The following is a 21,498-nucleotide window of genomic DNA, read 5'->3' as shown; positions in this document are numbered from 1 at the left end:
TGGCAGTTGGACTGCAGAGCATTGTCCAACCAAGCGAACTGACCGTTCACCCAATGCTTCTTGTCATGCTGCAGAGGCTGCAAGATCCTCGATCAGGAACAACTGGGATCACAGCGATCCGCCGGCTCCGGATCCGGAGCACCCATGATCACGACGCCACGTTGAGAGGTCGCCCGACCTCTCCATCGTGGCGTGACGATAGCAAACACGAACGATGCCGGAGCCTGGCGGGCAGCGCCTGCCTGTGACCGCGGCCATCCCGAGGAGTACGCTCTGATGTTGAGACGAGACCTGCTGGCCACCATGGCCGGACTGGGAGCGGCGAGCGTGCTCGGAGGCCCTGCCCTCTCCGCCGACGAGGCCAAGATCCCCAGCATCGCCGGCCCGGATCCGGCACCGAAGACCCCGAGCTTCAGGGCGCCACCGGGCAGCGTCGATACCCACACCCACATCTTCGGGCCGGCGGCGACCTATCCATTCTCGCCCAGCCGCCCCTACACGCCGCCCGACGCATCGCTGGAGATGTTCCGGGCGCTGCACGCCAAGATCGGCGTCGAGCGCGCCGTCATCGTCAACGCCACCGTCCACGGCACCGACAATCGGGTCGTGACCGATGCGATCGCGCAGAGCAACGGCAACTACAAGGGCGTCGCCAACATCAACGCGGCGATGTCCGATGCCGACCTCGCGGCGCTCGGCAAGGCCGGCATCTGCGCCTGCCGGTTCGCCTTCCTCCGCCGCCTCGGCGGCGTCGGCGACATGAACGTCTTCCGCACCCTGGTGGACCGCGTCGCGGCGATCGGCTGGCACGTCGACGTTTATCTCGAGGCCGGGACGATCCAGGAATTCGTGCCGATCCTGAAGGCGCTGCCGGTCACCTATGTGATCGACCACATGGGCACGATCAGCGCTGCCAAGGGGATCGACGATGCCGGGTTCAAGGCGCTGCTCGACCTGCAGGCGAGCGACGACAAGTGCTGGATCAAGATCACCGGTCCCGAGCGCGCTTCGGCCTCCGGCCCCCCGTTCCACGACGCGGTCCCGTTCGCCCGCAAGCTGATCGACAACGCGCCGGATCGCGTCATCTGGGGCACCGACTGGCCGCATCCGAACGTCAAGATCATGCCCAATGACGGCGATCTGGTCGATCTGATCCCACTCTACGCCCCGGATCCGGCCATGCAGCGAAAGCTGCTTGTCAGCAATCCCGAACGGCTGTTCAAGTTCGAGCCCAAGAGCTGAGTCACCGCCAGCTGCGAATTCGCCCGTTCAGCGACAGGACCGATCATGACCGCCACGACCCTCACCGCCGACAGCAAGGCAGGCGCCCGCCGCGGCTGGTGGAAGGAGCTTTGGGTCCAGGTCATGATCGCGATGGCAGCGGGCATCCTGCTCGGCGCCGTCAAGCCGGATCTGGGCGCCCAGATGCAGCCGCTCGGCGATGCCTTCATCAAGGCGATCCGGATGCTGATCGCGCCGATCATCTTCTGCACCGTGGTCAACGGCATCGCCCACATGGCCGACATGGCCAAGGTCGGCCGCGTCGCGATCAAGGCGCTGATCTATTTCGAGGCGATCACGACGCTGGCGCTGATCATCGGCTTGACCGCGGTGAACCTGTTTCAGCCCGGCGTCGGCATGAACGTCGACCCGGCGACGATCAACTCCGCGACGATCGAGCCCTATGTCAAGCAGACCGCTGCGGTCGGCTTCGTGCCGTTCCTGCTCAACATCATTCCGCAGACCTTCGTTGGCGCCTTTGCCGAGGGCAATATCCTGCAGGTGCTGTTCATCTCGGTCATGTGCGGCTTTGCACTGATCTGGCTCGGCGACCGCGCCAAGCCGGTGACGGACGTGATCGATGTCGCCGGCCGGATGATCTTCGGTGTCGTTCGGATCGTGATGTGGGCAGCGCCGCTGGGCGCATTCGGCGCCATCGCCTTCACCGTCGGCAAGTTCGGCCTGGGCTCGCTGGCGAAGCTCGGCCTGCTGCTCGGCAGCTTCTATCTCACGTGCCTGATCTTCATCGCCGCCGTGCTCGGCCCGATTGCCGCCTTCACCGGCTTCAGCCTGTGGAAGCTGATCCGCTACATCAGGGACGAGGTGCTGGTCTGCATCGCCACCACGTCATCGGAGACCGTGCTGCCGCGCATGCTGGCGAAACTCGAAGCCGCTGGCTGCGAACGCAGCATCGTCGGTCTCGTCATCCCCACCGGCTATTCGTTCAATCTCGACGGCACCTGCCTCTACCTCGCGACCGCCGCGGTGTTTCTGGCGCAGGCGACCAACACGCATCTCGACATCAGCCACCAGATCGGGCTGCTGCTGATCCTGCTGGTGACGTCGAAGGGCGCGGCCGGCATCGCGGGCGCCGCCTTCGTCGTGCTGGCCGCCACGCTCGCCGCGACCGGTACGATTCCGGTCGCCAGCGTCGCGCTGGTGCTCGGCATCCATCGCCTGATGTCGCAGGGGCTGACGCCGACCAACCTGATAGGCAATGCAGTCGCCACCATCGTCATCGCGAAGTGGGAGAACGGCTTGGACGCGACATGCCTGCGCGAGGTGCTCGATGGCCGCAAGACGGCATCTGATACAAATTGACATCATCCCAGCAGTCCTGAAACGACCTCTGCCGCATTGATGCCGATCAAACGGCGCATGACCTAAAATTAATAGTTATCTCCTTCGTCTCGCTGCTGCGCTCAGCTAATGAAGCGCGGCGGACGACAGGTTGATATCCCGGCGTCGTCCAGCGAGAACGATCAGAAACGTTCACGGAGCAGACGCCTGCGGACAACGGTCCCGCATGATACCGCGTGCGAGACGATCAATCGGAGACGATCATGAACAAGCAGCTTCTGCTCAAACTTCACCGTTGGATCAGCCTCGTCTTCGCGCTGCCATTGCTTGTCATCATCGTGACCGGGCTGATCCTCTCCTTCGAACCGATGGCGCAGGTCGCCGCCGTGAAGCCGCAAAGCGTCGATCCGGCGCGCGTGGTCGCGCTGATCAAGCAATACGATCCCGACGGCAAGGCACGCGGTCTGTCGATCGACGCCTCCACGCAGCATCTGACCTTGCAGGGGGCGCCGGGCGCCGAGGTCGACATGACAACCGGTGCCGCGGTCGAAAAGCCGGCGATGCCCAGCGTCTTCTCGTGGGCGCGCAGGACCCACGAGCATCTGATCGGAATCCCCGGCCTCACCCTGATCTCGACCATCGCCATGATCAGCATCATGATCATCGGCATCCTGATGGGACTGCCGCGGCTGCGCAACACGCTGTCCGGCTGGCACAAGGGCACGGCCTGGTTCACGCTGCCGCTGATTTTGCTCAGCCCGCTCACCGGACTCTGCCTCGAGCTCGGCCTGACCTTCGCAGGCAGCGCGCCGCTGGCCGCAGCCAAGCGCATCTCGCTTCCCGAGGCCGTCAGCATCGTCGCCAAGGACCACGACCTGTCGTCGGTGAACTCGATCGGCAATCGCGGCGGACGGATGATGGCGCGCATCATCGAGGGCGATGAGCTCAGGGCCTATGCCGTCACGGCCGACGGGCTCTCCGCGTTGCCGCGCAACTGGCCGCGCCTGCTGCATGAAGGCAACTGGTCTCTGATCGGCAGCGCGGCCAACGTTCTGATCTCGGTCGCGCTGTTCGCGCTGCTGGTCACCGGCCTGCTGATCTGGACGCAACGCCGGCTGCGGCGCCCGAGCCGCGTGCGCGACGTGCCGGCGAAGCCGATAGTCGCATCCTCGATGCCATCCTGACCCGCGCTTCGTTGCAGACGCCGGCTGGCACCGCGGGCCGGCTTCCAGCGCGATCTGCACGCGCTGCTTCGCTCGGGCCTGCCCTGGACAATGCGGGCTCGACGGCGCTTTTCGATCATTGTGAGAAACGACGTAGCTGCCTGCCACCGCGGGAAGGGCAGCGGCGCGTTCTCGGCGTTCGTCTCGGAGCCGTCATGCCCGCGTCCCGATGCAGACGAGCACAGGCGCCGCGCAGCGGTGCGCGAGACGTGAAGCTGTGAGCAAGCTCGCTTTGTCATCAACGTGACTTGACTAGGCCGGAACCGCCACGCATCGTCCGCCACAGAAAACGAAACGGTTTAGTTTTATGTCCGATGATGTCCAAATGTTTCATGTCTGTTTGGGGCTGGTCCCGAGATGCAGCGCGCTGCCCTTGCGGCTCGGCCTCCTCGGCTGCAGCATGCTGCTCGCGTCCTGCGCCGTCGGCCCGGACTTCATGTCTCCCGACGCGCCGGCCGCAACCGGTTATGTGGCCGAACGTCGGCTCGCCGCGACCGCCAGCGCCTCGACACCGGGCGGCAACGTGCAGAGCTTCGCGCCCGGAGGCGATCTGCCCGGCACTTGGTGGGCGCTGTTTCATTCCCGGCAGATCAACGCCTTCGTCGAGGAGGCGATTCGCAACCACCCGGACATCGAAGCCGCACAATTGGCGCTGCGTGCTGCGCGCGAGAACGCGCTATCGCAGCAGGGCGCGCTGTTTCCGCAGCTGAGCGCAAGCGGCTCGGCCGAGCGTACGCAGGCCTCCAGCACGCAGCAGGGACAATGGCCTGGTCAGACCTCGCTGTACACGCTCTATGGCACGTCGGTGAGCGTCAGCTACGCGCTCGACCTATGGGGCGGCACGCGTCGCCAGGTGGAGGCGCTGCAGGCGCAGGCCGACTACCAGGCCTTCAAGATGGAAGCGACGTATCTGTCGCTGACCGCCAATGTCGTCACCGCCGCGATCAGCGACGCCTCGCTGCGCGATCAGATTGCCGCGACGGAGGAGATCATCAAGGCGGAGACCGACCAGCTTGGCCGGATCCAACACCAATTTGACGTCGGCGCCATCTCCAAATCCGACGTGCTGGCGCAGGAAGCAACGCTGGCGCAGGCCAAGGCGACCTTGGCGCCGCTGCAGAAGCAACTCGCACAGCAGCGCAACCAGTTGATGGCCTATCTCGGCCGGCTGCCGAGCCAGGACCGCGGCGAGCATGTGACCCTCGCGGAGCTGCGGCTGCCGCGCAAGCTGCCGATGTCACTGCCCTCCTCGCTCGTCCGGCAGCGTCCCGACATCCGGCAGGCCGAGGCCACGCTGCACCAGGCCACAGCGACGGTCGGCGTCGGCGTCGCCAATCTGCTGCCGCAGGTGACGCTGTCGGGCAGCTACGGCGCAAGCGGACCGGGCCGGCTGTTCTCGCCGACGACCATCGTGTGGGATGCGGCCTCGAGCGTCAGCCAGAAGCTGCTCGACGGTGGCACGCTGTATCACACCAAGGAGGCGGACGTCGCCACCTTCGAGCAGGATCTGTCGCTCTACAAGAGCACGGTCATCACCGCGTTCCAGAATGTCGCGGATTCGCTGCGCGCCATCCAGTACGACGCCGAGGCGCTGAAGGCCCAGGCCGCCGCCGAGAAGGCCACCGCCGACAGTCTCGCCATGGCGGTCGAGCAGTTCAGGAGCGGCGCGGTGCCCTACGCCAACGTCATCAACGCGCAGCAATCCTATCTCAACGCACGCGTCTCCCGCATCAAGTCGCAAGCCACGCGCTTCACCGACACCGCGGCGCTGTTCCAGGCGCTCGGCGGCGGCTGGTGGAATCGCCAGGACGAGACCCCGGCGGCGCTGCCGCGCGCCAATCCCGGCTATTTCGCCGGTCCCAATCGCACGACTCAGGAAGCAATGTAATGAAGAAACGCATGACGATCATGCTGGCCGCCATGGCGGTGCTGTTCGGCGGCCTGTACGGCTTTCAGACCTTCAAGGGCATCATGATCGCTAAGGCGATCGGCGCCATGGCCAACCCGCCGCAGACGATCTCGACGGTCGTTGCAGCGACCGCAGCATGGCGCTCCAACATCACCGCGGTCGGCTCGCTGCGCGCCGTCAACGGCGCCGATCTGGCGCTGCAGACCGCGGGCATCGTGCAGGGCATCCAGTTCAATTCGGGCGACACCGTCGAAGCCGGCCAGCAATTGCTGCAGTTGGTCGCAACCGATGACGTCGCCAAGCTGCAGTCGCTGCAGGCGACTGCCGAGAACTATGCCATCGTCGTCAAGCGCGACGAGGAGCAGATCAAATTCAACGCGGTGAGCCAGGCCACGCTCGACAGCGATCGCGCCAACCTGAAGAACGCGCAGGCCCTGGTGACGCAGCAGAAGGCGATCGTCGAGCAGAAGACCCTGAAGGCGCCGTTCGCCGGCCGGCTCGGCATCCGCGCCGTCGATCTCGGGCAGTATCTCGGCGCCGGCACCACCATTGTCACCCTGCAGAGCCTCGATCCGATCTTCGTCGATTTCTACCTGCCGCAGCAGTCGCTCGCCGACATCCGGATCGGCCAGGACGTCGGAATCGCCGTCGACGCCTATCCCGGCGAACGCTTCACCGGTCAGATCTCGGCGATCAACGCCAAGGTCGATTCGACGAGCCGCAACGTCCAGATTCGCGCCACGCTGCACAACGATGCGACGCGGTTGCTGCCGGGCATGTTCGCCAAGGTCGAGATCGCGACCGGCAAGCCCGAACAGCTCGTCACGCTGCCGCTGACGGCGATCGTCAGCAATCCCTATGGCGATCTCGTCTACGTGGTCGACGATCTCAAGGACGGCGAGGGCAAGGCGCGGCAGACGTTCGTGAAGAGCAAGCCGGCCAAGGGCGACCGGATCGCGATCACCGACGGCATCAAGCCGGGCGAGACGGTGGTGATCGCGGGACAGATCAAGCTGCGCAACGGCAGCCCGGTCAAGATCGACAACTCGCACGTGCCCGTCGCCGAGGCGGCGCCGAACGTCGTCGATCAGTAATTCGCGCAAGCCTCCGACCGTCAGAGCCATCCCCCATGCGTTTCACAGACATCTTCATCCGCCGGCCGGTGCTGGCGCTCGTCGTCAGCGCCCTCATCCTCGTGCTCGGCCTGCGCTCGATGTCGACGCTCGCGATCCTGCAATATCCGCGCACGCAGAACGCGATCGTCACGGTGAGCACGGCCTATGCCGGCGCCGATAGCGACATCATCGCCGGCTTCATCACCACGCCGCTGGAGAATGCGATCGCCCAGGCCAACGGCATCGACTACATGACGTCGACCAGCGTCACCGGCAGCAGCACCATCACCGTGAACCTGCGGCTAAACTACGATTCCGGCAAGGCGATGACCGAGATCAACGCCAAGGTGAACTCGGTGCTGAACCAGCTGCCGACCGGCACGCAGCAGCCGACCCTGACCTTGAAGGTCGGGCAGACCATCGACTCGATGTACATCGGCTTCGCCAGCGACGTGCTGGCGCCGAACCAGATCACCGACTACCTCACCCGCGTGGTACAGCCGAAGCTGCAGGCGGTCTCCGGGGTGCAGACCGCCGAACTGCTCGGCGCCAAGAAATTCGCGCTGCGCGCCTGGCTCGACCCCGACAAGCTTGCGGCCTATGGCCTGACGGCAACCGACGTGTCGACGGCACTGTCGGGCAACGACTACATCTCCGGGCTCGGCACCACCAAGGGCCGCCTCGTGCAGGTCGATCTCGCCGCCGCGACCAACCTGCATTCGCTGGAGCAATACCGCAATCTCGTCGTCAAGCAGGTCAATGGCGCCATCATCCGCCTGCGCGATGTCGCCAATGTCACGCTCGGCAATGACGACTACGACAGCGCGACGCGCTTCAACGGCAAGACCGCGGTCTACATCGGCATCCAGGTGGCGCCAACGGCGAACCTGCTCGACGTCGTCAACGGCGTGAAGGCGGTTTATCCGGAGCTGCAACGACAACTGCCGAACGGCATCACCAGCGAGATCCTCTACGACTCCACCGACTTCGTGAACTCGTCGATCGACGAGGTGGTCCATACGCTGGTGGAGGCGATCGGGATCGTGATCGTCGTGGTTTTCATGTTCCTGGGCTCGTGGCGCTCGGTGCTGATCCCGGTGATCGCCATTCCGCTATCGCTGATCGGCACCTTCGGCCTGATGCTGCTGATGGGCTTCTCCATCAACCTGCTGACCTTGCTGGCGCTGGTGCTCGCGATCGGCCTGGTCGTCGACGACGCCATCATCGTGGTCGAGAGCGTCCACCGCCTGATCGACGAGGGTGTGCCGCCGGTCGAGGCTGCCATCCAGTCGGCGCGCGCGCTGGCGAGCCCGATCATCGCGATGACCGTGGTGCTGATCGCGGTCTACGTGCCCGTCGGCTTCCAGGGCGGCCTCACCGGCGCGCTGTTCACCGAATTCGCCTTCACGCTCGCCGGCGCCGTCACCGTCTCGGCGGTGATCGCGCTGACGCTTTCGCCGATGAACTGCGCCTGGCTGCTGCGCCGGACCGAGCGCGACGCCACCACGCTCGAGGCGCGGCTGGTGCGTGCGATCGACCACGTGCTCGAACGGCTCGCACAGAGCTATCGCCGCGGGCTCGAAAGCGTGTTCGCGACCAAGCCGGTGGTCGTGGTGTTCGCGCTGCTGCTGCTGGCGATGATCCCCTGGCTCTATGTCAGCTCCACCAGCGAGCTCGCGCCGGACGAGGACCAGGGCATCGTGCTGTCGCTGACGAATTCCGCGCCCTCGGCCACGCTCGAGCAGCGCCAGTTCTACGGCCAGCAACTGTACGGCCTGATTGCCCAGCGTCCGGAGACGCGCACCGTGTTCCAGATCGACACCTCGACGCAGGTGATCGGCGGCTGGGTGCTCAAGCCCTGGGATCAGCGCAAGGCGACGACCAGCACCTTGCAGCCGGAATTCCAGCAGCTCCTGAACGGCATCGCCGGCGCGCGTTCCGTCGCGTTCCAGCCCTCGCCCCTGCCGGGCAGCAACGGCCTGCCGGTCCAGTTCGTGATCGGCACCACCGGCGCGTTCGGCGAGCTCAACGACGTGTCGCGCGATTTCATGGCCAAGGCGCTGGCGAGCGGCCGCTTCATCTTCCTCGACAGCGACCTGAAGATCGACAAGCCGCAGACCACCGTGGTGTTCGATCGCGACAAGGCTGCCGATCTCGGCCTCAAGATGAGCGATCTCGGCGGCGCGCTCGCGACCATGCTGGGCGGCAACTACCTCGACTATTTCAGTCTGGAGGGCCGCTCCTACAAGGTGATCCCGCAGGTGCGGCAGAACGATCGTCTGACCGACTCGCAGTTGCTCGACTATTCGATCCGCGCCGGCGGCAATGCCATGGTGCCGCTGTCGACCGTGGCCCGGCTCGAGCACAAGACGATCCCTGAGTCGCTCAATCACTTCCAGCAGATCAACGCGGCGACCATCTCCGGCGTGGCGATGCCGGGTATCGCGATGGGCGACGCGCTCGCCACCTTGAAGGAGATCGCGAAGTCGCTGCCATCGGGTTACTCGGTCGACTATGGCGGCGCGTCGCGGCAGCTGATGCAGGAATCCGGCGGCTTCGTCACCACCTTCGTGTTCGCGCTGATCATCATCTTCCTGGCGCTCGCCGCCTTGTTCAACAGCTTCGTCGATCCGATCATCATCCTGGTGTCGGTGCCGATGTCGCTGGCGGGCGCGCTGATCTTCATCAGCCTCGGCATCGGCGGCGCCAGCATCAACATCTACACCCAGGTCGGCTTGGTCACCCTGATGGGCCTCGTCAGCAAGCACGGCATCCTGATGGTCGAGGTCGCCAACGAGCTGCGCGAACAGGGCAAGGACCGCACCGAGGCGATCATCGAAGCGGCGACCGTCCGGCTGCGGCCGATCCTGATGACCACGGCGGCGATGGTGCTCGGCGTGATCCCGCTGATCACCGCGAGCGGCGCCGGCGCGGTGTCCCGCTTCAACATGGGGCTCGTGATCGCGACCGGACTCGCGATCGGCACCCTGTTCACGCTGTTCGTGGTCCCCGTCGCCTATGCGCTGATTGCGCATCGCGGCACGGCGCACGAGGTCGCGGGTCGCGTGACCGAGGCAATCCCATAAATCGCGTGAAATCAACGCGTTATTTGCAGATTCGGAAACCTGCATCGGTCACGGTTGACAAACGAAACCTATAAACGATATATCGTTCGTACGAAACGGAGATCATATCGTATGAGACATCATCATTGGACGTTTGGCCCCTCCCGCAAAGACGACGACAACCAAGAGCGCGGCTGGGGACATCGCGGACGTCATGGACGGCGTGGCTTCGACGAAGCCTGCGAGGAGATGCGCATGGGCGGGCGCGGCGGCGGGTTCGGCCCGCGGGCGGCCGGCCTGTTCGAGCGTGGCCGCCGCGGCGGTCGCGAGGAGTTCGGGCGTGGCGGCGGCGGCCGCTTCTTCGGTCCCGGCGATCTGCGCAGCCTGCTGCTGTGGCTGATCGGTGAGAAGCCGCGCCATGGCTATGAGCTGATCAAGGCGGTCGAACAGTTGGTCGGCGGGGCGTACTCGCCGAGCCCGGGCTCGGTCTATCCGATCCTCAATCTGCTCGAGGACATGGGCCAGATCGAAGCGGCATCGGCCGAGGGCGGCAAGAAGCTGTTCGCGATCACCGACGCCGGCCGTCAGGCGCTGAAAGAGGATGAAGCCGCCATCGATGGCCTGCTGAGCCGGCTGCGCATCATGGCCCGCACCATGGGCGGCATGCGCCCGCCGGAGCCGGTGCTGCAGAGCGTGCAGACGCTAAAGATGGCGCTCAAGATGCACCGGCAGGGCTGGAGCGACGCGGAAGCGAAGCGTGTCAGCGACATCCTCACCCGCGCCATCGCCGATATCCAGGGCGACGAGGGCACCGCGAGCTGACATCAACATCAGCCAGGAGCGGAGCCGTGGCAACCGGAATTGATATCCGTGCTCGCGCCGCCCAGACGCTGCGCTCCCTCTCAACCGTTCTTCACGGCGAGAGGGTCGGGTAAGGGCAGCCGCACGGAAGTCGGTCCGAAGCGGGCCACTGACAGCCGCATCCCTCGATAGCATCCGCGGTACGGGTCCGGCGTTCGCCGGGACCCATACCGCGTGATCGTCGTTGGCAGACGACTCTCAGTCGTCGCCTTCCGATAAAGACTCTCGCAGGGGCCCTACACCGGCTCCAGCACAATCAGCCCGGTCGCCGTATTCGAGATCGGGATGTGATAGTTGGCGTGCTCCTTGCGGACCTTCTCCGGCAGGGTGCCGCGCGCGACCATCCAGTTCAGCAATTCGACGCCCTGGGTGCCCGACAGCTCGACCAGCTCGGTGGTCGAATACTTCGTCGCCCAGGCGGGATCGTCGACCATGCTGGCCATGAACTTCTCGTCGAAATCCTTGTTGATGAAGCCGGCACGCTCGCCGTCGAGCTGATGCGACAGGCCGCCGGTCCCCATCACGACGACGCGCTCGTCCTTCGGCCAGGATTGAACCGCCCGCGCCAGCGCCTGGCCGAGCTTGTAGCAGCGCGCGGCCGACGGCAGCGGCGCCTGCACCGTGTTGACGACCACGGGCACCACCCGCACCGGCCATTTCTGATCGGGCCAGCACAGCGCCATCGGCAGTGTGAAGGCGTGATCGACCACCATCTCCTGGCAGGTGGTGAGGTCGAAATCCTCCTTCACCAGATGCTCGATCAAATGCCAGGACAATTCGCTGTCACCCTTGAACGGCGCGGTCTGCGGAATGCCCCAGCCCTCGTCGGCATTGCTGTAGCTGTCGGCCGCGCCGACCGCGAAGGTCGGCATCTTGTCGAGGAAGAAGTTGAGGCCATGGTCGTTATAGACGAGCACGACCACATCCGGTTTGACCTTGGCGAGCCACTCGCGGACATGCGGGAAGCCGTCGAAGAACGGTTTCCAATACGGATCCTGCTGCAGGCCCTTGGCGATCGCGCCGCCAATGGCCGGAACGTGCGAGGTGGTGATGCAACCGACGATCTTTGCCATGACGATTACCCCCTCGCCGCCAGAAGCTTGGCCTTGAACTGCTCTTTCGTCAGCCCGGTCTGCTGCGCGCCGATGTCCTGCATGTCGAGCCCGAAGATGCCGGCGAACTTGGCGAGGTAGTAGGCGTTGCCGCCGGCCTCGATCAGCTCCAGCACGTTGCGGTTCCTGATCGCCGCGCGCTGCTGTGCATTGAGGCCGTATTTGGCGCAATAGCCGTCCTCGTCGGCGACGAACGCCTTGCGGTTGGCGGCATCGTTGAACGAGTAGCACATCTTGTTGAGGGCGTAGCCTTTGCGGGCCTGCTCGCCGTCGAAGATGGTGGTGCCGGGCACGGGCTGCCGGGCTGACGTGGTGGACATCTGAGCCTCCCCTGGGCGTGTTTCGGACGGCCGCGCTTGATCTGGATCAAACGCGGCGCCGTTCGTGCCCGCCAGTATCGCCGACAGACACCGTCAATAAAGGCCGCGCGACCGATCCGATCCATGAGCCAATTCGATCATTTGGACCTCGACGGCCACCTGCTGCAGCTCCTGCTCGCCGTCATCGAGGAAGGCTCGGTCACCCGCGCGGCGCAGCGGCTCGGAGTCACGCAGTCGGCCGTCAGCCATCTGCTCGACAAGCTGCGCGCGATCACCGGAGATCCGCTGTTCGTGAAGTCCGGCCGCGGCATCGTGCCGACCGCGCATGCGCAGCTCCTGGCGCTGCGCGCCCGCGCGCTGCTCGACGATCTCCGGAGCTTCTCGCACACCGCTGCGTTCGAGCCGGCGAAAATCTCCGCGCAGGTGACGATCGCGGCCAATGATCTGCAGCGCGACCTGCTGCTGCCGTCCCTGCTCCGTTACGCCCACGCGCAGGCGCCGGGCCTCAGCCTGCGCGTGATCCCTTCCGGCGCACCGACGCCGGAGATGCTGCGCGAAGAGCACTGTCAGCTCATCATCACGCCGCGCCCACCCGAGGGCAGCGACATCCTGCAGAAGCGACTGTTCGAGGACAGCTATCGCGTGTTCTACGATGCGAGCCAGCGCGAGCCGCCGCAGAGCCTGGAGGACTATCTCGCCAGCGACCACGTCACGGTACTGTACGAGCCGCGGCGCCGCCTCGACATCGACGAGGTCCTCGCCGAGCGCGGCCTCGTCAGGCGGTTCGCGGCGCAGGTGCCGGGCTTCGGCGGCATCGGCCCGTTCCTGCGCGGTAGCCGCATGATCGCGACCCTGCCGAGCCTGCTGCGCGCCTACATGCTGCGCGGCCTGGCGGTGGCGCCGGTGCCCGTCCCCTGTCCGGCGATGCCGATGTACATGGTCTGGCACCTGCGACACCACGAAGATCCGATGCACCGCTGGCTGCGCCAGCAGCTCGAGATCGTGGTCGCGCCGAGCTTGGCCGCGGCCGCCGAGCACATGCCGGTGATGGCCTGACTCATCCCGAGGGGTGAGCGGCCCTCACGCCGGCGCGTGGCACACCGCCTCGATGTTGTTGCCGTCGGCGTCGCGCACGAACGCGCCGTAATAGTTCTCGTGATAATGCGGCCGCAGTCCAGGCGCGCCGTTGTCCATTCCGCCTGCGGCGATCGCCGCTTGATAGAACGCATCGACCGTGGCGCGATCCTTGGCGTGGAACGCGACATGCGTCGAGGTCGCGGCCGTCCCGCCGGTGCCGATCCAGAAATCCGGACGGCCGTCGCCGAAGCCGGCGTGATCACCGTGGCCGCCGGTCTGCGCGTCGGTGATCTCCATCATCAGGACATAGCCGAGCGGCGCCAGGGCGGCCGCATAGAACGCCTTGGCGCGGGCGAAGTCGGAGACAGGGAAGCCGACGTGGTCGAGCATGGTGATCCTCTCCATGGTGACCGGCGAATGCTAGCGCCGTGGGCGCACCGGCGCAACGTGTCGAACACGGCCCGATCACATCGCGAGGATGCGCCGCGCTGTTTGTTGCCCACTCGCCAGCGCCGCCTCGACCGTTCCCATGTCGCGTCCGCGATACAGCGCTTCGCCGGAGATCAGCACCCGTCCGCCGTCGCAGCGCGAAAGCGTATCCTGCGCCTCGTGGGATGTCAGCGTCGCATAGGAATAGGCCCCGCGCGCGAACGGATCCTTCGCCCAATCCGTGACATGCGACGCGACGAGCTGCTGCTTCAGCAAGCCCGCCGGCTGTGCGAAGATATCCGCGAGCGCCGAAAGCCCGTTTTCGATCAGCGCGGCCTCGTCGCACGCGGCGAAGGCGCCGGCCGGCGGCCCGGCGAGCCAGCCGGTCAACACCGCGTCATCGTTCGGATGCTGCGTCCACCACACCGGCACGTCGGCATCGGACAGCACGAACAGCATGTCGGAAAGGTCCTCGGTCCGGGCCTCTCGCCACCAGCGACGCTCGAAGCGAAGCAGCAGCTTGATGACGTTGCCGAAGCCGATGGTTTCGGCTGCGGCCAATTGCGGGTGCATGGCCGGCGGCAGCGCGATGGTTCGCAGCAGCGGCAGCGGCACGGTCAGGATGACGAGATCGCCGCGCTGCGCACGGCCGTCAGCCAAGCGCACGACGACACCATCATCGGAGCTCTCCACCGCGCGGACCACCGCCTCGAGCAGCATCTTCACGCCATGCGCCCGGCACTCCGCCAGGAGATGATCGAGCAGCGCCGCGTAGCCGCCGACAATGCGCGCCTGAGCGCCGCGGTCGCCGCCCATCCATTCGTCGCGCAGCGCGAACACGCTGGCACGACCGGGATCGGCCGCGTCATAGCCCTGCACCATCCCCAAGACCGACTTGCGCAGGGCGGCAAACTCCGCGCCGGCGAAATGCCGATCGAGCAGCGCCGTCACGGTCATATCCTCGTCGAGCTGCCGCGCCACGCGGTGCAACTGGCGCATCTGCCGTTCAGCGGGATCCTCGCGCGAGAACGCGCCATCCGTCACGTACCAGCGCGCGCCATCGACCGGCGTCGAGGTGAGCCCCGCCTCGGCCATCAGCGCGTGGGTGACGGGCGCCTCGCCATGGATGAATTCCGCACCGGCATCCGCGCGATATCCGAACCTGCTCGCAGGCAGCGGATGGATGCGCCCGCCGCAGCGGTCGCGCGCCTCCAGCAGTGTCACCTGCTGGCCTGCGCGGGCCAGTTCGCGCGCCGCCATCAGGCCCGCGGCACCGGCCCCGACGATGATGATGTGCATTCGCCGCTCAGCCATGACTTGCCTGGGCCGGCAAGGCCGAGCCGTTGGTGATCTTGTAGCGCAGCCACAGCGCGCCGCCCTCCAGCGCCGTGCTGCTTTCGAGCGTCATTGCCGTGATCGGGGCACGCTCGCCGGACTCGGCTTCCGTCGAATCGAACACGCTCGGCGCCCCCTTGGCGCCATCCACTGCCGGACACAGAACGAGGTTGAACTCGTCGACCAGGCCCGCGCGAAGGAACGCGCCGTTGGCGCCGCCGCCGCCCTCGAGCAGCAGGCGCTTCACGCCGAGCTCCTGCGCGACGATCTCGAGCACGCGCGAAAGATCGAGCTTCGCTTGGCCGGCGAAGACGTAGGAGACGCCCTCGCCGCGCAGTCCCGAAAGATGCGCATCCGACACGGCCTCGGTCAGCACGACGACGATCGGATCGCCGCCGATGTCGGAGCGACCCCAGCAGATCTTGCCATGGGGATCGAGCACGATGCCGTAGGCCTTGGCATCGCGGCGCGCGATCCAATGGGTGCGCGGGAATTGCTCCGTCGTCTCGGCCGGATAGGCCGAGCCCTTGGCGAATTCCTGGCCGGTGACGCGGCCGATCAGCCAGGCGTCGCCGCCGAGCCGGTCATGCACCTGCTCGAACAAATCGCCCGATCCCTTCGGACGCCAGCGGCTCGGCAGGGTCCGGCCGTCGACGCTCGACGCCATCAGGCAGATGACTTCCGGTTTCATGCATCCTCCTTGTCGCCGCTGAACGGGGGTCACCGAATATCGCTCCGGCGGCGTTGTCAACGAAGCGGCGTGCGTTTCGTTCGATTGCGCCGGTGCGGCTCGCCTGCGCCGTCGTTGTTACCGCACCAATTCCTGCGCTAGTTTCGGCTGCAAACGGAGCCGATCATGGACGCTGCGCCGCGCAGACGAGACGCCATCGGTTTGCGCGGGGCAGCCCTGCTGGCCGCAGCGCTCTCCGGCCTCGCGCTCTGCGTCGCCGGGATCTGGCGCCTCGAAGCCGAGCGCGCGGGCATCACGATCGCCCCGCTGCAGGCAGGCACCACCCCCATCACCGTCTATCGGCGCGACGACGCGGCTGCGTCGCCCGTGGTCGTCATTGCCCACGGCTTTGCGGGCTCACGCCAGTTCATGGAGGCCTATGCGCTGACATTGGCGCGCGCGGGCTATGTCGCGGTCTCGTTCGACTTCGAGGGGCATGGCCGCAATCCGACGCCGATGTCGGGCAACGTCACGCGCATCGACGGCACGACGAAGGAGCTGATGAGCGAGATCGGTCGCGTCGCCGACGCCGCGCTGTCCCTGCCGGGGAATGACGGCCGGGTGGCCCTGCTCGGACACTCGATGGCTTCCGACATCATCGTCCGCCAGGCGCGGGCCGATCCGCGTGTCAGGGCGACGGTGGCGATCTCGATGTTTTCCGAGGCCGTCACGGCGAGCGCGCCGCGCAATCTGCTGATCATCACAGGCGAATGGGAGGCGGCCCTGCGCCGGGATGCGCTGCGCAACCTCCGGCTCGCCGATCCCGCCGCGCGCGAGGGCGACACCGTGGGCGATCCCGCCGCAAATGGCGGACGCCGCGCCGTCGTCGCGCCCGGAGTCGAACACGTCAGCGTGCTGTATTCGACGACCGCACTGCGCGAGGCGCGCGACTGGCTCGATCGGGCGTTCGGCCGCGCCAGCAGCGGCCCAGTCGCTTCGACTGGCGGTGCGATCGCGCTGCTGGCCGCCGGCATCGTGCTGCTGGCGTGGCCCTTGGCCGAGCTGCTGCCGAAGGGTGATGCGCCGCCGCCGACAATTCCGCTGCACAGTCTTGCGATCGCCACGCTGGTGCCGGCGGTGACGACACCGATCGTCCTGAGGTTCGTCGAGACCCGCTTCCTGCCCGTTCTGATCGCCGACTACCTCGCCGTACATCTCTTCGTGTACGGCACGCTGTCGCTCATACTGCTACGCGCGCAGGGCGTTCACTTCGGCCGCGTGGCCTGGCTCGCGGCGTTGGCGCTGGCCGCCTACGGCATCTGCGGCTTCGGTGGCGCGCTCGACCGCTACGTCGCCTCGTTCATGCCGATCGCGGCGCGCCTGCCGATCATCGCAGCGATCGCAATGGGCGCGGTGCCCTACATGCTGGCGGATTGCATCGCCAACAGGGGCGGCCACGCCGCGCTGTGGCGCACCGTGTGGATCCGCACCGCCTTCCTGGCCTCGTTGGGCGGGGCAGTCGCGCTCGACCTCAAGCGGCTGTTCTTCCTGCTCATCATCATCCCCGTGATCGTGCTGTTCTTCATCGTGTTCGGACTGATCGGCGGCTGTGTCGGCCGCAGGACCTGCTCGCCGATGGCCGAAGGCCTCGGTCTCGGCCTGATCCTGGCGTGGTCGCTCGGGGTGTCGTTTCCGATGTTCCTGCCGGGCTAGCGTCCGTTTCCGACATGTGCGAACGAACGTGCTGTCCGACGATCCGAAACGCGGACATGAAGCACGCGCTCGTACCGCGCCGTCGCCCCTCGCAGACCCGACATGCCTCGCCGCCGATCCGATGGAGTCAGCATGGCAAAACACCGCATCTACACGACGAGCTTCGCGAGCGTGTACCGATTGTACGTCGCGAAGGCCGAGAAGAAGGGACGCACCAAGGCAGAGGTCGATCAGGTGATCTGCTGGCTGACGGGCTATGGCCAAAGCGAGCTTGAGATCCGGTTGGAGCGTCAGACGGACTTCGAGACCTTCTTCGCACAGGCGCCAGCGATGAATCCGGCGCGGACCCTGATCAAGGGCATGATCTGCGGCGTCCGCGTGGAGGATGTCGAGGAACCGACGATGCGGGAGATCCGCTACCTGGACAAGCTGGTCGATGAGCTGGCGCGGGGAAAGGCAATGGACAAGATCCTGCGCAAGGCCTGATCGTGACTCGCGACCAGGTCTCCCTCAATCCTGCTCCTGCCCTGGCGCCGGTCGTAGCATGAAATGGCCGAAGGCCGTGGCGATCGGCTTCGTCGCATCGTCCTGCCAGGCGCGGGCCTCGAAGGCGACGACGCGGCGTCCCTGCTTGACGATCGACGCCGATGCGACGGTGTCGAGCGCGCGCCCCGACCTCAGATAGTTGATGGTGAGGCCGACCGGCTTCGGCGGCGCCGTGGCGCCGAGCTCGCGCATCACGGTGACGATCGCTGCGGTCTCGAGAAACGCACCGGTCATGCCGCCATGGATCGCAGGCAGCACGGGATTGCCGATGATCCGGCGCGAGAACGGCATCACCAGCGTGTCGTTCTCGGCGAAGCGGATGCCGAGGCAGCGCGCGAACGGACTGGTGGGAAACGACCCCGCCGGATCGTCCGGGGCGTCGAGCGGCGGTGGCGCGCCGTCGAAGGCCGCCCGGTCGGTCAGCATGTTGGTGCGGTTGGCGCCAATCATGAAGCAGGCGGTCGCGGTGGCGACCGGTGCGGTCTCCTCCTCCTGATAGGCGGTGGCGCGCACGAAGGCGATCGAGCGGGTGACGCGGAAGCAGACCGCATGGGCCTTGATGTCGAGACCGGGGGTCGCCGGCTTCTGATAGTCGATGCGCAGATCGAGCGTGGCGATCGCGCGGCTGCCGTCGAGCGCAAGCTGCACCGCCATGCCGCAGCTCTCGTCGAGCATCGCGGTGACGACGCCGCCATGGATCACCCCGGTCTCGCTGTCGCCGACGAACACGGGACGATAAGGCAGGGTCGACCAGGCTTCGCCGGGCGCGAAGCGATCCATCCTGAGCCCGCTGATATGGCCATAGACCGAGCGGCGCTGCCCGATGGCCTCGGCGAGCACGTCGAATGCCGGCGGTGCGGCGGTGGGCGGAATGTCGGACATGCGCGATTTAGATCACGATCCCGAGGACGCACGAAGCCTTTTCCGACGGATCCGATTTGCATGCCAGCGATCCGGGCCGGATCATCGCCGTCCCTGCATCGGCACTCCTGAGCGCCGCCGGTCATGCTCACAACTCGAGGCTGCGAGAGCTCATTCCGCAAAACTACGTGGATGAAATGTTCCGCGGGAGCGGCGCGCTTAGAACATTGGCAACCTTAATATGATCATAATTGTCTCCATCAAATCCCGGAGACCCGTCGATGCGCAGATCCACCAAGACGCCGGACGCCCCGCCGAGCAGCGGCACGGCCTCTCTACGAATTGTCCTGAGCCTGGCGCTCGTCGCCAGCGCCGGTGCGATGTGGTGGAGCAGCGGCGGCGCCAACAGCTTCTCCTTCGGCACCGGAGCGCCTTCGCTCGAGAGCCGCGTCGCCACGCTGACCTCGGAGCTGGCGCAGCTCAAGGCCGAGACCGCCCAGCTGCGCGACCGCCAAAGCGACACCTCCGGCGAGCTTCTGCAATTGCGCGCCAGCCTCACCACCGCCGAAACGGGCCTGGCCGTCTTGCGCACCGCCGCCGACGAGACCGAGGCGCGCCGCCGCGATACGGCCGACAAGATCGAATCCGATCTCGCGCTGCTGAAGCGCCAGACGATCCGCCTCCGCGGCGCCCAGGAAGATGCGGCGACCGAGCTGAGCGGGCTGCGCACCGCGGCCGCGAACAGCGACATGACCATCGAGCAGCTCCGGACCTCCACCGGCGAGATGCGTCAGCAGTTGACGCGCATCGAGACCGCTCGCGAGGCGACCAGCTCGATCTCCCGCAGGCCTCACCGTGTCAGGCGCGTGGCGCGCGCGACCGAGGCGCAGCACGAGCCGCAGCCCTTCTTGATGCAGTGGCCCGGCGTCATCCCCGCAGGTCGCAACTGATTTGAAGCGCCATCCGGCCTGACCCGCGAACCGCGGTCAGGCATCAGGCCGGCTGGTCACCACCAGCCCGGCTGCACCGGCCGGTAGTAGGTCGGAGGCGGACCGCGACGGCGCGGCGCCGCGACGGGCTGGCCATCCCAGCTGCGCTGGAAGAAGCTGCCGAAGCCGTCGTCATATTCGTCCCCGCTGGCGACGACGTCGACATTGGTCGTCGGCCGGCGCGTGATGAAGCCGCCCTGCGGCTGGTTGCTCAGCACCGCGACGAACTCGGTCCGATAATTGGTCTCGCTCGACAGCGGCTCGTCCGAGACGATGATCGAGGAGCGCGGCACGGCCGTCGGCGCGATCCGGTCGAGCACGTCCTTGGGAATGGTGATGCGGTCGAGCGCGTCCTTGGCGGTGTCGCCGTCGTCGATGGTCACCGCCGTCCAGCGCAGCTCCGCGCCGTTCTGCGCCACCGCGGTGAACACATGCGTTCCGATCGGCCGGTCGGGATCGCGGATGGTCACCGGCGCCTCGATCGAGGCGTCGAACACCTCGCCGCCGCCATCGGGGGCCGGCTTGTGCGTGTTGCGCCTGACATAGAGCATCTGCGTCGAACGGCTGATATAGACCGAGACCGGCTCGGTCGCGAGCCTGGCGTCCGTCGCAGCCTTGCTCGCATCGGCCTTCCTGGCCGCCGCCGCCTTGGCGGCATCCTTGGTCGAGGTCGCCGCAGCGAGCTTCGCGGTCGCGTCCGACTTGGCGGCCTCGAGCTGCGCTGCCGCGTCGGTCGCCTTGGCGGCGGCCTTCTGCTTCGCATCCTCGGCCAGCGTCCTGGCCTGATCGGTCTTGGCGGCGGCCAGCTTCCTGTCGGCGAATTTGAGCTCGGCCTCGGCGCGCGCCTTGGCCTGCTCCAGCTTGCGCAAGGACGCCTTCAGAGCCTTGGCCTCGCGCTCAGCCGCGGCAGCCGCCGTCTTGGCCTCGTCGGCGCTCCTGGCGGCGTCCTCGGCCTCGCGGCCGAGCGTCGCGGCCCGCGAGGGCACCGCGGCGAGCGCCTGCGCATTCGGCGCGAACAGGGCGGGATGGGAGAACTCGACGGGCGTCGGGTCACCCGGCGCGATGATCACCCGCATGCCGATCCAGGTCCGGTCGAACAGCTTCTCGGCAAAGCCATAGGGCATGCGGACGCAGCCATGCGAGGCGGCGTAGCCGGGCAGCGGCCCGCCATGCAGCGCCACCCCGTTCCAGGTGATGCGCTGCATGTTCGGCATCCAGGCATCGTCGTAAAGAGTCGAGTGGTGGTCCTTGTCCTTCTCGATGATGGCGAACACGCCGGCCGGCGTCTCGCGGCCGGAGACGCCGGTCGACACCGGTGCGCGCCAGATCCAGCCATCGGCGTCGTAGAACGTTACTTTCTGGGTCTTGATCGACACGATCGCCATGATCGGATCGCCATGCGCACGCGGCGCCGTCGCCTCGATCACCGGCGCCGAACGCGCCTGTCGCGCGCGGGCCTCGGAACCTTGCAGAGCCAGCACGGTGGCGGCCGCGACAGTCATCAGGACCGCTCCCCGACGCCGCATCGCTGCAAGGTTCTGAGCCGCCGTGGATCGTGTCACCATGCCCTATCCCAATTCGTTATTGCTGTTCCGCCGGCGCGATCGGCGCAGGACGATCTATACGCTCGATCATGTCTTGGGGTGAAGTGAGGCGAAGGCGCGTCCTCATGTCATCGCCCCCCCTCGCCGCA

General features: G+C 66.6%; 18 protein-coding genes. 11 read left to right on the top strand and 7 right to left on the bottom strand.

Annotated elements, in window-relative coordinates:
* Positions 1–276 precede the first annotated feature (276 nt).
* From QX094_RS23170 to QX094_RS23140, 7 genes are all read left to right on the top strand, one after another.
* Positions 277–1,242, top strand: coding sequence for an amidohydrolase family protein (locus QX094_RS23170; protein WP_316185120.1), 966 nt, complete (start codon positions 277–279; stop codon positions 1,240–1,242).
* A gap of 45 nt (positions 1,243–1,287) precedes the next feature.
* Positions 1,288–2,601 (top strand): C4-dicarboxylate transporter DctA, encoded by a 1,314-nt coding sequence (gene dctA / locus QX094_RS23165; RefSeq protein WP_316164317.1) that lies wholly within the window; start codon positions 1,288–1,290, stop codon positions 2,599–2,601.
* Between the two features lie 242 nt (positions 2,602–2,843).
* The gene (locus tag QX094_RS23160) at positions 2,844–3,764 is read left to right on the top strand and encodes a PepSY-associated TM helix domain-containing protein (protein WP_316188155.1); all 921 of its coding nucleotides are present in this window, start codon (positions 2,844–2,846) and stop codon (positions 3,762–3,764) included.
* A 364-nt stretch (positions 3,765–4,128) separates the two neighbouring features.
* Positions 4,129–5,691 carry an efflux transporter outer membrane subunit gene (locus QX094_RS23155; RefSeq protein WP_316188154.1) on the top strand — a complete coding sequence of 521 codons (1,563 nt, stop codon included), beginning with the start codon at positions 4,129–4,131 and terminating at the stop codon, positions 5,689–5,691.
* Positions 5,691–6,806 (top strand): efflux RND transporter periplasmic adaptor subunit, encoded by a 1,116-nt coding sequence (locus tag QX094_RS23150; protein ID WP_316188153.1) that lies wholly within the window; start codon positions 5,691–5,693, stop codon positions 6,804–6,806. Before QX094_RS23155 ends, QX094_RS23150 begins: the two co-directional genes overlap by 1 nt.
* A gap of 35 nt (positions 6,807–6,841) precedes the next feature.
* Positions 6,842–9,913 carry an efflux RND transporter permease subunit gene (locus tag QX094_RS23145; protein ID WP_316188152.1) on the top strand — a complete coding sequence of 1,024 codons (3,072 nt, stop codon included), beginning with the start codon at positions 6,842–6,844 and terminating at the stop codon, positions 9,911–9,913.
* A gap of 111 nt (positions 9,914–10,024) precedes the next feature.
* A complete protein-coding gene (locus tag QX094_RS23140; RefSeq protein WP_316188151.1) occupies positions 10,025–10,714 on the top strand; it encodes a PadR family transcriptional regulator in 690 nt (229 codons plus the stop codon).
* Positions 10,715–10,989: 275 nt separating this feature from the next.
* Here QX094_RS23140 and QX094_RS23135 read toward each other — a convergent pair whose 3' ends face one another.
* Together QX094_RS23135 and QX094_RS23130 are read right to left on the bottom strand one after the other, a co-directional pair.
* A complete protein-coding gene (locus tag QX094_RS23135; protein ID WP_316188150.1) occupies positions 10,990–11,826 on the bottom strand; it encodes a class III extradiol dioxygenase family protein in 837 nt (278 codons plus the stop codon).
* 5 nt (positions 11,827–11,831) lie between these two features.
* Positions 11,832–12,185, bottom strand: a complete 354-nt coding sequence (locus QX094_RS23130) for a protocatechuate 4,5-dioxygenase subunit alpha (protein WP_315751972.1) — start codon at positions 12,183–12,185, stop codon at positions 11,832–11,834.
* A gap of 123 nt (positions 12,186–12,308) precedes the next feature.
* On the opposite strand from QX094_RS23130, the gene QX094_RS23125 reads away from it, so the two are divergent.
* A complete protein-coding gene (locus QX094_RS23125) occupies positions 12,309–13,241 on the top strand; it encodes a LysR family transcriptional regulator (protein ID WP_316188149.1) in 933 nt (310 codons plus the stop codon).
* 24 nt (positions 13,242–13,265) lie between these two features.
* Here the strand turns inward: QX094_RS23125 and QX094_RS23120 are convergent, their stop codons facing one another.
* The 3 genes from QX094_RS23120 to QX094_RS23110 form a co-directional block, all read right to left on the bottom strand.
* On the bottom strand, positions 13,266–13,652 hold the full coding sequence (locus QX094_RS23120) for a VOC family protein (protein WP_315715658.1): 387 nt from the start codon (positions 13,650–13,652) through the stop codon (positions 13,266–13,268).
* Positions 13,653–13,727: 75 nt separating this feature from the next.
* On the bottom strand, positions 13,728–15,005 hold the full coding sequence (locus QX094_RS23115; RefSeq protein WP_316188148.1) for an NAD(P)/FAD-dependent oxidoreductase: 1,278 nt from the start codon (positions 15,003–15,005) through the stop codon (positions 13,728–13,730).
* Positions 14,998–15,717, bottom strand: a complete 720-nt coding sequence (locus QX094_RS23110; protein WP_316188147.1) for a RibD family protein — start codon at positions 15,715–15,717, stop codon at positions 14,998–15,000. Before QX094_RS23110 ends, QX094_RS23115 begins: the two co-directional genes overlap by 8 nt.
* A gap of 165 nt (positions 15,718–15,882) precedes the next feature.
* Here QX094_RS23110 and QX094_RS23105 point away from each other — a divergent pair, with 165 nt between their 5' ends.
* Together QX094_RS23105 and QX094_RS23100 are read left to right on the top strand one after the other, a co-directional pair.
* Complete coding sequence (locus QX094_RS23105; protein WP_316188146.1) at positions 15,883–17,409, top strand: alpha/beta hydrolase; 1,527 nt, start codon at positions 15,883–15,885, stop codon at positions 17,407–17,409.
* A 132-nt stretch (positions 17,410–17,541) separates the two neighbouring features.
* On the top strand, positions 17,542–17,895 hold the full coding sequence (locus tag QX094_RS23100) for a DUF2200 domain-containing protein (protein ID WP_315715654.1): 354 nt from the start codon (positions 17,542–17,544) through the stop codon (positions 17,893–17,895).
* 24 nt (positions 17,896–17,919) lie between these two features.
* On the opposite strand, the gene QX094_RS23095 is transcribed toward QX094_RS23100, so the two are convergent.
* Complete coding sequence (locus QX094_RS23095) at positions 17,920–18,837, bottom strand: PaaI family thioesterase (protein ID WP_316188145.1); 918 nt, start codon at positions 18,835–18,837, stop codon at positions 17,920–17,922.
* A gap of 260 nt (positions 18,838–19,097) precedes the next feature.
* Between QX094_RS23095 and QX094_RS23090 the strand changes: the two genes are divergently transcribed.
* Entirely contained in the window at positions 19,098–19,766 is a 669-nt protein-coding gene (locus QX094_RS23090) for a hypothetical protein (protein ID WP_315715652.1), read from the top strand.
* Between the two features lie 56 nt (positions 19,767–19,822).
* Here QX094_RS23090 and QX094_RS23085 read toward each other — a convergent pair whose 3' ends face one another.
* A complete protein-coding gene (locus tag QX094_RS23085; RefSeq protein WP_316188144.1) occupies positions 19,823–21,370 on the bottom strand; it encodes a L,D-transpeptidase in 1,548 nt (515 codons plus the stop codon).
* Between the last annotated feature and the right edge of the window lie 128 nt (positions 21,371–21,498).

The organism is Bradyrhizobium sp. SZCCHNS1050 (genome assembly GCF_032484785.1).
Lineage (GTDB): Bacteria > Pseudomonadota > Alphaproteobacteria > Rhizobiales > Xanthobacteraceae > Bradyrhizobium.
The sequence above is the reverse complement of the archived record's forward strand: the minus strand, read 5'-3'. Positions and strand labels throughout refer to the sequence as shown.